General features: G+C 68.8%; 11 protein-coding genes, 1 other RNA gene and 1 pseudogene. 4 read left to right on the forward strand and 9 right to left on the reverse strand.

Features of this window, described 5'->3' with window-relative positions; genetic code table 11:
* Positions 1–3 precede the first annotated feature (3 nt).
* The 6 genes from ASF65_RS18700 to ASF65_RS22360 all read right to left on the reverse strand — a co-directional run bounded on the left by ASF65_RS18700 (position 4) and on the right by ASF65_RS22360 (position 8517).
* Positions 4–1059, reverse strand: coding sequence for a cation diffusion facilitator family transporter (locus ASF65_RS18700; protein ID WP_055892711.1), 1056 nt, complete (start codon positions 1057–1059; stop codon positions 4–6).
* A gap of 7 nt (positions 1060–1066) precedes the next feature.
* Positions 1067–2290 carry an ABC transporter permease gene (locus ASF65_RS18705; protein WP_082505845.1) on the reverse strand — a complete coding sequence of 408 codons (1224 nt, stop codon included), beginning with the start codon at positions 2288–2290 and terminating at the stop codon, positions 1067–1069.
* A gap of 4 nt (positions 2291–2294) precedes the next feature.
* Positions 2295–3380, reverse strand: a complete 1086-nt coding sequence (locus ASF65_RS18710; protein WP_055892714.1) for a microcin C ABC transporter permease YejB — start codon at positions 3378–3380, stop codon at positions 2295–2297.
* 38 nt (positions 3381–3418) lie between these two features.
* The gene (locus ASF65_RS18715; RefSeq protein WP_055892717.1) at positions 3419–5299 is read right to left on the reverse strand and encodes an extracellular solute-binding protein; all 1881 of its coding nucleotides are present in this window, start codon (positions 5297–5299) and stop codon (positions 3419–3421) included.
* A 10-nt stretch (positions 5300–5309) separates the two neighbouring features.
* A complete protein-coding gene (locus ASF65_RS18720; protein ID WP_055893025.1) occupies positions 5310–7289 on the reverse strand; it encodes an extracellular solute-binding protein in 1980 nt (659 codons plus the stop codon).
* Positions 7290–7506: 217 nt separating this feature from the next.
* The gene (locus ASF65_RS22360; RefSeq protein ID WP_082505846.1) at positions 7507–8517 is read right to left on the reverse strand and encodes a cytochrome c family protein; all 1011 of its coding nucleotides are present in this window, start codon (positions 8515–8517) and stop codon (positions 7507–7509) included.
* 212 nt (positions 8518–8729) lie between these two features.
* On the opposite strand from ASF65_RS22360, the pseudogene ASF65_RS22190 reads away from it, so the two are divergent.
* Both ASF65_RS22190 and ASF65_RS21720 read left to right on the forward strand, forming a co-directional pair.
* Positions 8730–9443, forward strand: a pseudogene (locus ASF65_RS22190) (3-deoxy-manno-octulosonate cytidylyltransferase); the annotation flags it as partial.
* Positions 9444–9473: 30 nt separating this feature from the next.
* On the forward strand, positions 9474–10328 hold the full coding sequence (locus ASF65_RS21720; protein WP_280137652.1) for a prephenate dehydratase: 855 nt from the start codon (positions 9474–9476) through the stop codon (positions 10326–10328).
* A 63-nt stretch (positions 10329–10391) separates the two neighbouring features.
* Here ASF65_RS21720 and ASF65_RS21095 read toward each other — a convergent pair whose 3' ends face one another.
* The 3 genes from ASF65_RS21095 to ASF65_RS18740 form a co-directional block, all read right to left on the reverse strand.
* Complete coding sequence (locus ASF65_RS21095) at positions 10392–10538, reverse strand: DUF1127 domain-containing protein (RefSeq protein ID WP_082505848.1); 147 nt, start codon at positions 10536–10538, stop codon at positions 10392–10394.
* A 143-nt stretch (positions 10539–10681) separates the two neighbouring features.
* A complete protein-coding gene (gene nudC / locus ASF65_RS18735) occupies positions 10682–11602 on the reverse strand; it encodes an NAD(+) diphosphatase (protein WP_055892719.1) in 921 nt (306 codons plus the stop codon).
* Positions 11602–12021 (reverse strand): HIT family protein, encoded by a 420-nt coding sequence (locus ASF65_RS18740; RefSeq protein WP_055892722.1) that lies wholly within the window; start codon positions 12019–12021, stop codon positions 11602–11604. Before ASF65_RS18740 ends, nudC begins: the two co-directional genes overlap by 1 nt.
* A gap of 30 nt (positions 12022–12051) precedes the next feature.
* Here ASF65_RS18740 and ffs point away from each other — a divergent pair.
* Both ffs and ASF65_RS18745 read left to right on the forward strand, forming a co-directional pair.
* Positions 12052–12148, forward strand: an RNA gene (gene ffs / locus ASF65_RS21100) — signal recognition particle sRNA small type.
* A 208-nt stretch (positions 12149–12356) separates the two neighbouring features.
* Entirely contained in the window at positions 12357–14288 is a 1932-nt protein-coding gene (locus ASF65_RS18745) for a DNA polymerase III subunit gamma/tau (RefSeq protein WP_055893031.1), read from the forward strand.
* The last annotated feature ends 13 nt before the right edge of the window (positions 14289–14301 follow it).

Raw genomic sequence — 14301 nt, forward strand, 5'->3', positions numbered from 1 at the left:
CTCTCAGGCCGGACGGGGCAGGGCGCCGTGGGCGTGGTCGTGCCCGTGATGCCCGTGGTCGTGATGGTGACCGTGGGCGTGGGCGTGGCCAGAGCCGTGATCGTGTCCGGCATGGTCGTGGACATGATCGCCGCCGCAGGTCGTTCCGGCGTCGGCGCAGCGGCCGTGCTCGAGTTCCACCGTCGCGTGGTCGATCTGGAAGTCGGCGCTCAGCATCGCCTTCACGCGGCGCACCACGGCCGTTCCGTCGGCCCCCTCGGGAACGCAGACATGAAGCGTCGCGGCACGCCGACGCGGCGTGATCATCCAGACATGGACATGGTGCACGTCCTCGATCCCGGGGACCCTTGCGCTAAGCTGCCGACCGACCTCCGCTCCGTCGACGCCGGCTGGCGCGCCCTCCAGAAGAACGTGCGCGGATTCGCGCACCAGCCGCCAGGCGTTGGTGAGAATGAGCAGGCAGACGAGGACGGAGAGGATCGGGTCGATCTGCGTCCAGCCGGTGGCGAGGATCACCAGCGAGGCGACGATGGCGGCGACCGAGCCGAGAAGGTCGCCCATCACATGCAGCAACGCGCCGCGCATGTTGAGGTCTTCCTTGTCGCCCCCGTGGAGCACGAAGAAGGCGGCGATATTGACAAGGAGGCCCGCGACGGCGACGGCCAGCATCGGGCCGGCGAGGATCTCGACCGGCTCCGAGAACCGCCGCCACGCCTCGTAGACGATCACGGCGGTGATGCCGAAGAGCACGAGGCCGTTGGAATAGGCGACGAGGATCTGGAAGCGGTCGTAGCCGTAGGAGCGCCGGGCGTCGGCCGGCCGAAGCGCGAGGCGCGCGGCGGCAAAGGCGAGGACGAGGCCCGCGAAGTCCACGAACATGTGCCCGGCGTCGGCCAGCAGCGCCAGCGAGCCGGAGATCAGGCCGCCTGCGATCTCCGCCAGCATGAAGAGGCCGGTGAGGGCCGCCGCGATGCCGAGCCGCTTGTGGCTGGCATGCGCGGCATGGTCGTGGTGATCGTGGTCGCCGTGATCGTGCGAATGGCCGTGATGGTCGCTCATGACGCGTTCACCGGAAGCTCTTGCGGGGGTCGAAGGCGTCACGCACCGCTTCGCCGACGAAGACGAGAAGCGACAGCATCAGGGACAGGACCGCGAAGCCGGAGATGCCGAGCCAGGGCGCCTGCAGGTTGTTGCGCCCCTGCGCCAGGAGTTCGCCGAGCGATGGCGAGCCCGGCGGCAGGCCGAAGCCGAGGAAGTCGAGCGAGGTCAGCGTCGTGATCGAGCCGTTCAGGATGAAGGGCAGGAAGGTGAGCGTCGCGACCATCGCGTTGGGCAGGAGGTGGCGGCCCATGATCGTCCAGTCGCCGACGCCGAGCGCCCGCGCAGCGTTGACGTATTCGAAGTTGCGCGCGCGCAGGAACTCGGCGCGCACGACGCCGACGAAGGCAACCCACGAGAACAGGAGCATGATGCCGAGGAGGATCCAGAAGCCCGGCGGCAGGATCGCGGCGACGATGAGGAGGAGGTAGAGGACTGGGATCGAGGACCAGATCTCGATGAACCGCTGGAAGAGAAGGTCGACCCAGCCGCCGAAATAGCCCTGCACGGCGCCCGCAAAGACCCCGATCACGGCGGACGCCGCGGTGAGGATCAGGCCGAACAGGACCGAGATGCGGAAGCCGTAGATCAGGCGGGCGAGGACGTCGCGCGCCTGGTCGTCGGTGCCGAGCCAGTTCCAGTTGCCGATCGTGCAGTTCGGATCGTTCACGCCTTGGCTGTAGCGCGCGCAGCGCTCCTCCTTGGAGAAGGTCCACGAGGGCGGCGACGGCGCGGGCGTCGGGATCTCGTTGTTGACGCTCTGGTACGAGTAGCGGATCGGCGGCCAGATCATCCAGCCGTTGGCGGCGATCTCGTCCTGGATGAACGGGTCGCGGTAGTTCGTGACCGGCAGGAACCCGCCGAAGACCTCCTCCGGATAGTCGGTGAAGATCGGCGCGTAGTACTCGTTCTTGTAGGAGATCAGGATCGGTTTGTCGTTGGCGACGAACTCGGCGAACAGCGTCACGACGAAGAGGACCATGAAGATCCAGAGCGACCACCAGCCGCGTCGGTTGGCCTTGAAGTTCTGCCAGCGGCGCTGGTTGAGCGGCGACAGCCGAGACGGCGTGCCGAGGGCAACGATCGGCGGTGCGTTCTGGGCGACGCCGCTCGCGCCCCCTTGCGCTTCGCGCAGCACGGCGGGCTCGGGCGGGCGATCCTTCGCGTTGCGATCCTCGATGGTGTCGGTCATCGGATCAGACCTCCCGCCGCTCGAAGTCGATGCGCGGATCGATCCAGGTGTAGGTGAGGTCGGAGATCAGCGTCGTCAGGAGCCCGATCAGCGAGAAGATGTAGAGCGTGGCGAAGACGACCGGATAGTCCCGCTTGTAGATGCTCTCGAAGGAGAGGAGGCCGAGCCCGTCGAGCGAGAAGATGGTCTCGATCAGGAGTGAACCGGCGAAGAAGGCCGAGATGAAGGCGCCGGGAAAGCCCGCGACGATGATCAGCATCGCGTTGCGGAAGACATGGCCGTAGAGGACGCGCCGCTCGGTGAGGCCCTTGGCGCGCGCGGTCGTCACGTACTGCTTGCGGATCTCGTCGAGGAACGAGTTCTTCGTCAGCAGCGTCGTCGTGGCGAAGGCCGAGAGCGACAGCGCGATCAGCGGCAGCGTCAGGTGCCAGAAGTAGTCGACGATGCGCTCCGGCCAGGAGAGCTGGGCCCAGTTGTCGGAGGTGAGGCCGCGCAACGGGAACCAGTCGAGGAACGAGCCGCCCGCGAAGAGGACGATCAAGAGCACCGCGAAGAGGAAGCCCGGAATCGCGTAGGCGACGATGATGACGGCGCTCGTCCAGGTGTCGAAGCGCGAGCCCTCGTGCAGCGCCTTGCGGATGCCGAGCGGGATCGAGATCGCGTAGGACAGGAGCGTGATCCAGAGGCCGAGCGAGATCGACACCGGGAGCTTCTGGATGATGAGGTCGACGACCGTGGCGTTGGAGAAGAAGCTCGTGCCGAAGTCGAAGCGGGCGTAGTTCCAGATCATCTCGCCGAAGCGCTGCCAGGCCGGCTTGTCGAAGCCGAACTGCTCGTTGAGCCGCTGGATGAACTCGGGGTCCAGCCCTTGCGCCCCGCGATAGCCCGACGTGTCGCCGCTCTGCGCCGCCGCGTCGCCGCCGCCGCCGCCCAGGCGATCGGCCGCGCCGCCGCCCTGACCCTGCAGCCCGGCCACGATCTGCTCCACCGGCCCGCCCGGCGCGAACTGGATGACCACGAAGGACACGGCCATGATGCCGAGCAGGGTCGGGATCATCAGGAGCAGACGTCGGAGGATGTAGGCTGCCATTCAGCGGTCCCGTTGTGCGAAAGCGTCGGTGGGCGCGGTCAGGCCCGCCCGGCCGCCTTGGCCTTGGATTCGTCGTACCACCAGAGCTGTTCCACCGGGAAGCTGTAATCGGGCTTGGTGGCCGGCATGCCGAACATGTCCCACCAGGCGACGTTGTGGCCTTGGGCGTGAAGGTTGGGGATCCAGTCCAGCCGCCAGCGCAGCACGCGGTCGAGCGCGCGCATCAGGACGGTGAGATCCTCGCGCGTCTTCGCCTCGCCGATCCGGTCGAGAAGAGCGTCCACCGCCGGGCTCGCCATGCCGGGATAGTTGTAGGATCCCGTGCGGTCGCGGGACGTGGAGCCGAAGAAGCTCGTCAGGCTCTCGCGCGTCGGGGTACCGTTGAGGCCGAAGCGGCAGAGGATCATGTCGAAGTCGAAGCGGCTGAGGCGGTCCTGATACTGCGCGGCATCGACGACGCGCATCGTGGCGTCGACGCCGAGCAGCTTCATGTTCTCGACCATCTTGCCGTAAACGCGGCCCTGCTCGGGGTCGTTCAGGAGGTATTCGAGCCGGAACGGCTGGCCGGCGGCATCGACGAGCGCCGAGCCGCGGCGTGTCCAGCCGGCGGCGGCGAAGAGCTCCGAGGCTTCCCGCAGGATGCGCCGGTCGCGTCCCGATCCGTCGGTGACGGGCTGCGTCCAGACCTTGCCGAAGACCTCGGGCGGCAGGTCGGCGCGCAGCGGCTCCAGCACGGCCCGCTCCTCGGGCGAGGGCGCGCCGGTCGCGACATAGTCCGACAGTTCGAACGGCGATTGCGAGTGCAGCCGCAAGCCGAACAGGAGATTGGCGTTGGTCCACTCGAAATCGAAGCACAGGTTGATCGCGCGGCGCACCCGCGCGTCGGAAAACTGCGTGCGGCGCTGGTTCAGCGCCCAGCACTGGAAGTTCGGCCACTTCTCTTCCGCGAAGGTGTCGCGCTTCACCCGGCCGTCTTGAATGGCAGGGAAGTTGTATTCGCTCGCCCAGGCCCGCGTCGTGAACTCCTCGCGATAGGTCACGTCGCCCTTCTTGAAGGCTTCCAGCGAAGCCTGCCGGTCGCGGAAGCACTCGACGCGGATCGTCTGGAAATGGCCGAGCCCCTGGGCAAACGGCATGTCGCGGCCCCAGTAGTCCGCGCGCTTCTCGTATTCGATGTAGCGGCCGGCGGCATAGCGCCCGACGCCCCAGGCGCCCGATCCCGGGATCACGTCGAAGCCGCCCTGGCCGAACGGGCGGTTCTGGAAGAAGGCGGCGGGGACGATCGGCATCGACAGGGTGGCGAGCGCGGTCGGTACGGTCTGGCGCCCGGAAAAGACGATCCGCACGGTGCGCTCGTCCTCGGCCGCGACCTCGCGCACCTCCAGCAACTGGATCGCGAGGCTCGGATGGCCCTCCCGCTTCAGGGTCTCGTAGGAGAACACGACGTCGGCCGCGGTGACCGGCGCGTCGGTCGAGAAGCGGGCTTGCGGCCGTAGCCGGAAGGTGAAGCGGTTGCCGTCGGCCGAGACCGCGACGCTCTCGGCGAGAAGGCCGTAGAGGCTGTCGGGCTCATCGAGCGTCGAGAGCATCAGGCCCTCGTAGAGCATCTCCATCCGCGGCGGGGCGTTGCCCTGCAGGACGAGCGTGTTGAACGTATCGAACGTATCGGGCGACTGGTTGAAGTACCAGGACGGCACAGTGAAGGTGAATCGCCCGCCGTCGGGCGCGTCCGGGTTCGCGTAATCGAAGCGCTGGTAGCCCGCCGGATATTTCAGGTCGCCGAAGGCCGAGAGACCGTGCAGCGGCGTGTCGGCCGGGTTGTCGGCGAAGGACAGGCGGGGGAGGGCGGCGCTGGCCGCCGCGCCGAGCGCCAGCTTGCCGAAATGTCGGCGGCTGATGCGGATGAAGCTTTCGGTCACGCGCGGCGCCTCACGGCCGCTGCGGTGGGATGGCGGGTGCCGTGGCCGGGTCGGGCGCGCCCGCGGCCGCCTGGTCCTCCGGCGTGTTCACGGCGACCTCGCCCTTCACCCACCACGAGAAGGGATCGATGCCGGCATAGGCCGGGCGCGTCGCGGGCATGCCGAACTTGTCCCACCACGCCAGCCAGATCGACGGGTTGTGGTACTGTGGCACGACGTAGAAGTTCCAGAGCAGCACCCGGTCGAGCGCATGGGTCGCGGCGACGAGGCTGTCGCGATCGGGCGCGTAGATGATCTTCTCGATGATCGCGTCGACCGCCGGATTGCGGATGCCGGCCGCGTTGCGGCTGCCCGGCTGGTTCGCGGCCGCGCTCGACCAGAAGTCGCGCTGCTCGTTGCCGGGCGACAGCGACTGCGCCATCACGTCGGTGACGATGTCGTACTCGAAATTGTTGGTCAGCGCCTGATACTGCGAGGCGTCGACGATGCGCGTCGAGGTCTCGATGCCGAGCCGCTTCAGCTGGTTGGCGAAGGGATCGATGACGCGGCTCGACGACGGATCAAAGGCGAGGAACTCGATTCGGAACGGCTCGCCTTTGGCGTTCACCAGCTGCGAGCCCTGCCGCTTCCAGCCGGCCTGCGTCAGGAGCTCGAACGCCTGGCGAAGATACGTTCGCTCGGCGGCCGGGTCCGAATAGTCCGGCAGGGTGAAGGGCGTCGTGAAGACCTCCGGCGGGACCTCGCCGCGCAATGGCTCGAGGATCTTCAGCTCCGCCTCGCTCGGCAGCCCCGACGAGGCGAGTTCGGTCCCCTGGAAGTAGCTCGTGGTGCGCTTGTACTGGCCGTAGAACAGCGACCGGTTCATCTCCTCGAAATTGTAGGCGAGGGTCAGAGCTTGGCGCGTGCGCGGGTCAGCGAACTTGTCGCGCCGCGTGTTCATCACGAAACCCTGCATCGGCTCGCCGGTCTCGGACGGAAAGGCCTCCTTCTTCACCCGGCCGTCGCGAAAGGCGGGAAAGTCGTAGCCCTGCGCCCAGCGACCGGCGCTGTTCTCGGAGCGGTAGTCGGCAAAGCCCCCGCGTTTGAAGGCTTCCCAGCCCGCGCTCTGGTCGCGGAAATAGGTGTAGCGGATCTCATCGTAGTTATAGCGCCCGACGCGCGGGCCCTTCGAAGCGGCCCAGTAGTCCGGCACCCGCTCCCAGGTGATGGTCGAGCCCGGCTGGTAGGCCTTCACGCGATAGGGGCCGGAGCCGACGGGGATCTCCAGCGTCGGATTGTCGATGTCGCGCTTGGCGCCCTGCGCGTCCGTGCCCTCCCAGAAGTGCTTCGGCAGCACCACGAGATCGCCCATGATGTTGGGGAGTTCGCGGTTTCCCGTCTGGTTGAAGCGGAACGTCACCTCGCGCTCGCCGGTGACTTCGGCGCCGGTCACGTTGTGATAGTAGTTAGCATAGAGCGGCGACAGGCGCGTCACGGTCTGGAAGGTCCAGACGACGTCCTCGGCGGTGATCGGCTGGCCGTCGTGGAACCGGGCCGCCGGGTCGAGGCGGAAGGTCACGGACGAGAAGTCGGCGGGATAGCGCATCGCCTCGGCGATCAGCCCGTGGCTGACGCCCGGCTCGTCCAAAGCCTGATCCATCAGCGTGTCGTAGGCGATGCCGCCGCCGAACGCGGCAAAGCCCGCGGCCGGCGTCCCGCGCACGGGCAACGGATTGAAGCTGTCGAACGTGCCCGCCGCCTGGAGGTTGAGGCGGCCGCCCTTCGGCGCATCGGGGTTCACAAAATCATAATGCCGGAAGTCGTTGCCGTATTTCGACGGCCGGATCAGCGACGACCATGTGCGCCATTCCCCCGCTTCCATCCCGGCCGGCGCCGCCGCGCCGGCCGGAGCGGCTGGGGCGGCTTGGTCCTGCGCCGCTGCGAACGGGATGCCGACGGCGAGGAGAGCGGTCAGGGTCAGGGCGGACAGGGCGCGCGAGACTGGCGGCAAATCGATCTCCATCTGGCAGGGCCGGCGCGGCGCGCGCACCGGATGCCCGGACCCCGCCCGAGCTTTGTGGCCTTCCTCGGGCGAAAGGCGGTGGTGACGAAAGTGTAAGCTTCGCCTTGTCTCTGTCCAGAGATGCGGCCGCGTTCGCGGGGGCCGGAACGACGAAAGCCGGACCTTGCGGCCCGGCTTTCACGAAGGGTTGCGGTCCCGGACGGCCTTACTGGGCCGGCGCCGGCGCAGGAGCGGCGTTGTCGGCCGGGGCGGGCGCGGCCGGGGCAGGGGCCGCAGGAGTCGGGGATGCCGGCGCTGCGGGGGCCGGTTCAGCCGGTGCAGCCGCGGGCGCGGCCGGTGCCGTGGCGGGAGGCGTCGAAGGCGCCGGGTTCTCCTGCGGGGCCTGCGTGCCGGGCTGCGAAGGCGCGGCCTGGCCGGACTCGGTCGGCGGCACAGGCGCGCCGGCGGGGCGGTTCTCGGCGTTGGTGCCGGTGGCCGGGACCGTGCCGGACGCCGGCGCGGTCGGCGCGCCGCCGGTGGTCTGGTCGGTGGTGCCGGCGCCCTGGGGCTGCGTCACCGCGTCGTTCGGCAGGGCGTTGGCGTTGGTCGTGGCGTTCGGCGCGGTCTCGGCCGGAGCCGCAGCTCCTTCCGCGGGCGCTTCGCCGCCGGCCGGCGCGCCGGCGTCCGGCGCGGGCGGGGCCGGCGGGTTGTCCGACAGCGTGCCGAGATAGGCGAGGAGGTCGGCGCGCTCCTGGTCCTTCGGGATGCCGGCGAAGCCCATCGCCGTGCCCTTGATGTACTGCTTCGGGCCATGCAGGAAATGGTTCAGGTGATCCCAGTCCCAGACCACGCTCTTGCCCTGCGAGAACTCGGTCATCGCGGCCGAGTAGCTGAACCCCTCGTGCGAGGCGATCGGGCGGTTCACGACATCCCACAGGTCGGGGCCGACCTTGTTGGGTCCGCCCTTCTCGCCGGAATGGCAGGCCTGGCAGCGCTTGAAGATCGCCGCGCCCGCCTCGGCATTGGCGGTCTGCATCAGCTGGCCGACCGGCGTCACCTCGTTGGCGGCGGGCGCGGCGCCCCCGCCGGCGGGGGCATCGGGCACGGCGATCGCGAAGCCGGGCTGCTCGGGCGCCTCGGCATGGAAGATGCCTTCGGCCAGAAGGCTGCCGCCGAACAGAACGAACACGGTGCCAAGGAGGGCACCGAAGATCTTGTTGGCCTCAAACGAATTCATGATAAAGGGCGGCTCCCTCTGCAGCCGGCGCAAGGGGCCGACGACACGCGCTTTCGATCGTCCACGGGCACAAAGCGCGATCCGCCGGTTCCCGGCGGCCTGGCTCGGGCCCGTCAATTGGAAGCGTTCTGACATTCCGATCGGAATCGATCAAGCGCCCTCCTGTCACAGCTTCGCCTAAATTTCCTGCGGCCGCACCAGAGTCCCGACCCATGTCCACCCTGATCCTGATCCCGTCCCGGCTGGCCTCGACCCGGCTTCCCATGAAGCCGCTGGCCGACATCGGCGGACGTCCGATGATCGTGCGCGTGGCCGAGCGGGCCCGCGATGCCGGTATCGGCCGCGTCGTGGTGGCGTGCGACGACGCGGCGATTCGCGATGCGGTCACGGCTGCGGGTTTCGAGGCGGTGATGACGGGCTCGCACCACCAGTCCGGCTCCGACCGCATCTTCGAGGCGCTGGAGATCATCGATCCCGCAGGCGAGATCGACACGATCATCAACCTCCAGGGCGACCTGCCGACGATCGAGCCGGAAACGATCCGGGCCGTGCTGCGGCCCTTCGCCGATCCCGCCTGCGAGATCGCGACCGTTGCCGTCGAGATCGAGAACCCCGCCGACCGGGCCGACCCGAGCGTCGTCAAGCTGATCGGCACGCCGGTCGCCGAGAATCGGCTGAACGCGCTCTACTTCACGCGCGCGACCGCGCCGACGGGCGACGGGCCGCTCTATCACCATGTCGGCATCTACGCCTATCGCCGCACGGCGCTCGCCCGCTTCGTGGCGCTGCCGCCGTCGCCGCTGGAGACGCGCGAGAAGCTGGAGCAACTGCGCGCGCTGGAGGCCGGCATGCGCATCGACGCCGAGATCGTCGACGCCGCACCGCTCGGCGTCGACATGCCCCACCAACTGGAGGAGGCGCGCCGCTTCTACGAGCCGGCGACGCGATCGAACCGCATCTCGTTCCAGGGCGAGCCCGGCGCCAACTCCGACACTGCCTGCCGGACGATGTATCCCGATCTCGAGCCGCTGCCGTGCCCGACCTTCGAGGATGCGCTCGCGGCCGTCACGCGCGGCGAGGCGGATCTCGCGATGATCCCGATCGAGAACACGATCGCCGGCCGCGTCGCCGACATCCACCATCTCCTGCCGGTGTCGGGCCTTCAGATCGTCGGCGAGTTCTTCCTTCCGATCCGCTTCCAGCTGATGGCCAAGCCCGGCACGGGCCTTGCCGACATCCGCGAGGTGCACAGCCACATCCACGCGCTCGGCCAGTGCCGCGGGATCCTCCGGCGCAACGGCTGGAAGCCGGTCATCTCGGGCGATACGGCGGGCGCGGCGCGCATCATCTCGCAGATGGCGGAGCGCTCCGTCGCGGCGCTGGCGCCCCGGCTGGCCGCCGAGCTCTACGGCCTCGACATCCTCGCCGAGAACGTCGAGGACGCCGAGCACAACACGACGCGTTTCGTGGTCCTGTCGCGGCCGGGCCGCGGCGAGGACCTCTGGGCGCCGCGGTCCGGCGAGATGGTCGTCACCACCTTCGTCTTCGAGGTGCGCAACCTGCCGGCTGCGCTCTACAAGGCGCTCGGCGGCTTCGCCACCAACGGCATCAACATGACGAAGCTCGAAAGCTACCAGCTGGAAGGCAAGTTCGTGGCGACGCAGTTCTTCGCCGATATCGAGGGGCACCCGAACGACCCCGGCGTCGCGCGGGCGCTCGACGAATTGCGCTTCTTCTCCAAGCGCGTCTCGATCATGGGCGTCTATCCCGCCTCGCCCGACCGACCGACGCACCCCGGCGCCGCGGAATAGAGCGCCAACGAGAAAGGCCCCGCCGGAGCGGGGCCTTTTTCGTATTCGGTGCGGTGTCTCGGTTCAGCGACCGATGCGAACCATGCGCTCGATGTCGCCGCGCATCACGCCGATGTCGCTCAGCATGCGGTCGTCCATGCTGTTGAGTTCGATGACGGTGCGGCGGTGCGAGCGGAAGGACTGAAAGCGCTTGGCGATGGAGTTGAGCATGGGAGCCTCGGAGATCAATAGAATTCGTTGAACCCGATATACGCCTTGGGCCTGCTTAAAAGGAGAGCAGGTTTAGCACGCCTGTTGTGCAGCGCGTGCATAACTCAGCCAATTTGTGGTTCATCAAATCTTAATGCCTTTGATCAGGGCAGCTCTCTGCCGCTTGCGAAGGCAGCCAGGAGATGATGGGCGATCGTAAAGCGAGCCGGCGCGACGAGGCCGTCGGGATGCCGGTGCTCCAGCATCGCCTGGACCTCGGTGCGATCGAACCAGCGGCAGGCCTCGAGTTCGGTGGCATCGAAGGTGATGGGAGACTGCGGAGCCTTCGCCATGCAGCCGATCATCAGCGATCCGGGGAACGGCCAGGGCTGCGAGGAGTGGTAGCGCACCGCCTCAACCACGAGCCCCGCCTCCTCCAGCGTCTCGCGGCGCACGGCATCTTCCAGCGTCTCGCCGGCCTCGACGAAACCGGCGAGGCACGACCACATGCCCGGCGCGAAATGCGGCTGGCGGCCGAGAACGCAGCGCCCCTCGCCGTCGTGCACGAGCATGATCGAGACCGGGTCGGTCCGCGGGAAGACGACGTGGCCGCACGCCGTGCAGCGGCGCCGGAAGCCGGCGGCCTCGGAGACGGTCGGCGCACCGCAGCGACCGCAGAAGCGGGCCGAGTCATGCCAGTTCAGGAGATGCGCACCCTGCGCGAGGTCGCCCTCGACCTCGGGCGACAGAAGCTCGCGCATTCCGAGCGTTCGCAGATCCCACAGGGCGGTCCCCTCCGGCAGGTCGGATCCGTCGATGCCGGCCACCAGTCTCGGCGCGCCGGCTTCTTCATGGCCGAGCAGGATCTCGATCGGCGACGATCCGAGAAGCGCCTGCGCCTCGGCCACGCTGAAGCCGGGATCGGGCGCCTCGCCGCCGCCGCAGAGCCACTGGCCCCGCGCTGCCAGATAGACGCGCGCCTGCGGGTGGCCGAGCGCCTGCCCGAGCGACGTGTCGGTGCGCAGTTCGCCGTCACGGCGCAGCGCGTTGGCGGCATAGCCGAGACGAATGGGAGCGTCGGACATTAGCGGAGGCCTTCCTGGACGGAGCGGATCAGCGCCTCGTCGGCGCCGGAGCCATAGGGGAGGGCGCTCTCGAAGCCCCAGACCGGCTTCGGCCAGTTGGGATCGCCAGACGAGCGCGCGACGACATGCAGATGGAACTGGCGCACCACGTTGCCGAGGGCGCCGATGTTGATTTTCTCCGGGCGCGTCGCGGTATCGAGCGCCCTTGCCACCGCGTTCGCCTCGTCGAGAAGCTGACGGCGGTCGGCGTCCTCGAGATCGAAGAGCTCGACGAGCCCTGCGCGCCGCGGCACGAGGATCAGCCAGGGCCAGCGGGCGTCGCGCATCAGGAGGAGCCGGCAGAGCGCGAGATCGCAGACCGGTGTCGTGTCGGCCTCCAGGCGGGAATCGAGCACGAAGGCGGATGGGTCGGCTTGCATTTCGATGCGTTCTCCACGATATGGACGGTGGGAGGTTGGTGGTGGACGAGCCGCTCGCCAATCGGGTCAGGTCCGGAAGGAAGCAGCCCCAACGAATCCGGCACGGGTCATCGTGCCAGCCTCCCACCCTTCCGTCCCGCACCCGATGGTCTCATGCGATTCGCCTGTCATAGGCGATGAACCGTTCGGCTGCGAGGTGCCGAGCGCCGCTTCGGCACGCTGCGACATCGCCCCTCCAGGCTACCGCGCCGATTGCATTCAGCGAAAAGCCGCGTAGGGTCGCGCCGGCGCGCCCGGTGGCCCGGATCGCCGCGCCCCGCATTCGAATGGAGCCGATGGCCGAGGACCCCCATCCCCAGACCGCCGCGACGCCCTACCGGGTCCTCGCGCGCAAGTACCGTCCCCGTTCCTTCGACGACCTGATCGGCCAGGAGCCGATGGTGCGCACGCTCACCAACGCCTTCGAGGCCGGCCGTATCGCGCAGGCCTGGATGCTGACGGGCGTTCGCGGCGTGGGCAAGACGACGACCGCGCGCATCCTGGCGCGGGCCCTGAACTACGAGACCGACACGATCCACCAGCCGACGATCCACATGATCGAGCCCGGCATCCACGATCAGGCGATCATGGAAGGGCGGCATGTCGACGTTGTCGAGATGGACGCGGCCTCGCACACCGGCATCGACGACATCCGCGAGATCATCGCGCAGGTGCGCTACCGCCCGGTCTCGGCGCGCTACAAGGTCTACATCATCGACGAGGTCCACATGCTCTCGACGCAGGCCTTCAACGGCTTGCTGAAGACGCTGGAGGAACCGCCCGAGCACGTGAAATTCGTGTTCGCGACCACCGAAATCCGGAAGGTCCCGATTACGGTCCTGTCGCGCTGCCAGCGCTTCGACCTGCGTCGCGTCGATCCCTCATTGATGATCGCGCATCTGCGCCGCGTGCTCGGCGCGGAGCGTGTCGAGGCCGACGACGACGCGCTGCGGCTCCTTGCGCGGGCTTCCGAGGGCTCGGTGCGCGACGCGCTGTCGCTAACCGACCAGGCGATCGCCCACGGCGCGGGTCATGTCGACGCCGGCACGGTGCGGGACATGCTGGGGCTCGCCGACCGGGCGCGCATCGTCACCCTGTTCGAGCTTCTGATGCGCGGCGACGGGGCGGCAGCGTTGCGCGAGTTCGCCGGGCAGTACGATTTTGGCGCCGATCCGCTGGTGGTGCTGACGGATCTGGCCGACTTCACCCACCTCGTGACCTCGCTGCGTTTCGTGCCGGAGACGGCGGGCGATGCGTCGCTCTCGCCCGTCGAGGTCGAGCGCGGGCGCGAGTTCGCCGAGCGCCTGTCGGTGAAGACGCTGTCGGAGGTCTGGCAGATGCTCCTCAAGGCGATCGAGGAAACACGCGCCGCCGCGTCCCCCCGGCAGGCCGCCGAGATGGCGCTGATCCGCATCGCCTATGCCGCGACGATGCCCTCGCCGGAAGACCTCGCGCGTCTCCTGGCCGAGGCGGGCGGGCTTCCTCAGGCGCCGCCGCCGAACGGATCGGCGATGTCCTCGCGCGGCGATGCGCCGTCCAGCGCGGCCCCTTCGCCGCCGCCGGTCATGGCGTCCGCCGTTCCGGCCGCCGGCGTTCCGCAGATGCGCTCCTCCGGGCCGTCTCTCGCCGCCCGCATGGTGGCATCCGCCCCGCAGCCGATGGCCGCGACCGTCGCGCCCACGCCTGCGATCGAGGCGGACGCAATGCCCGCCTCCTTGCGCGATCTCGAAAAGCTCGCGGGCGAGCGCCGCGATTCGCGCATGAAGGCCTGGATCCGCCGCTACCTCCGCCTCGTGCGCATGGAGCCGGGCCGCATCGAGATCGAGCTGGCCGGCGGCGCGCCGGTCACGCTGTCGGGCGAACTCACCAAGAAGCTCTTCGAGTGGACCGGGCTTCGCTGGGTGGTGACGGTCGCCGGCAAGGGCGGCGGTCAGACGCTGGAGGAGGTCGATGCCGCGCGCCGGGCGCAGCTCATCGCCGAGGCCGAGGCCGATCCCGAGGTGGCCGCGATCCTCGCCGCGCTGCCGGGCGCCAAGGTCCGCGAGGTGCGCCTGCGCGGCGAACCCGAGCCCGAGGCGGCGGACGACGACGGCCCGCCGCTCGCCGAGGACGACGGACTGCCGGAGCGCATCGACATCGACCCGTCCGACCTTGGCTTTGGCGGCGAGGATGACGACATGGGGGAGGGCGTCGCCTTCGATGCCGACGCCGAACTCGACGACGATTGATCGCAACAGCTGA

The organism is Aureimonas sp. Leaf324, from assembly GCF_001423245.1.
In the GTDB taxonomy this organism is placed as follows: domain Bacteria; phylum Pseudomonadota; class Alphaproteobacteria; order Rhizobiales; family Rhizobiaceae; genus Aureimonas.

Bases quoted from the DNA above. Each gene is read 5' to 3' on its own strand.
- ASF65_RS18710 (WP_055892714.1), bottom strand. From the start codon at position 3,380: ATGGCAGCCTACATCCTCCGACGTCTGCTCCTGATGATCCCGACCCTG.
- nudC (WP_055892719.1), bottom strand. From the start codon at position 11,602: ATGTCCGACGCTCCCATTCGTCTCGGCTATGCCGCCAACGCGCTGCGC.
- ASF65_RS18705 (WP_082505845.1), bottom strand. From the start codon at position 2,290: ATGACCGACACCATCGAGGATCGCAACGCGAAGGATCGCCCGCCCGAG.
- ASF65_RS22360 (WP_082505846.1), bottom strand. From the start codon at position 8,517: ATGAATTCGTTTGAGGCCAACAAGATCTTCGGTGCCCTCCTTGGCACC.
- ASF65_RS18745 (WP_055893031.1), top strand. From the start codon at position 12,357: ATGGCCGAGGACCCCCATCCCCAGACCGCCGCGACGCCCTACCGGGTC.
- ASF65_RS18700 (WP_055892711.1), bottom strand. From the start codon at position 1,059: ATGAGCGACCATCACGGCCATTCGCACGATCACGGCGACCACGATCAC.
- ASF65_RS18740 (WP_055892722.1), bottom strand. From the start codon at position 12,021: ATGCAAGCCGACCCATCCGCCTTCGTGCTCGATTCCCGCCTGGAGGCC.
- ASF65_RS21095 (WP_082505848.1), bottom strand. From the start codon at position 10,538: ATGCTCAACTCCATCGCCAAGCGCTTTCAGTCCTTCCGCTCGCACCGC.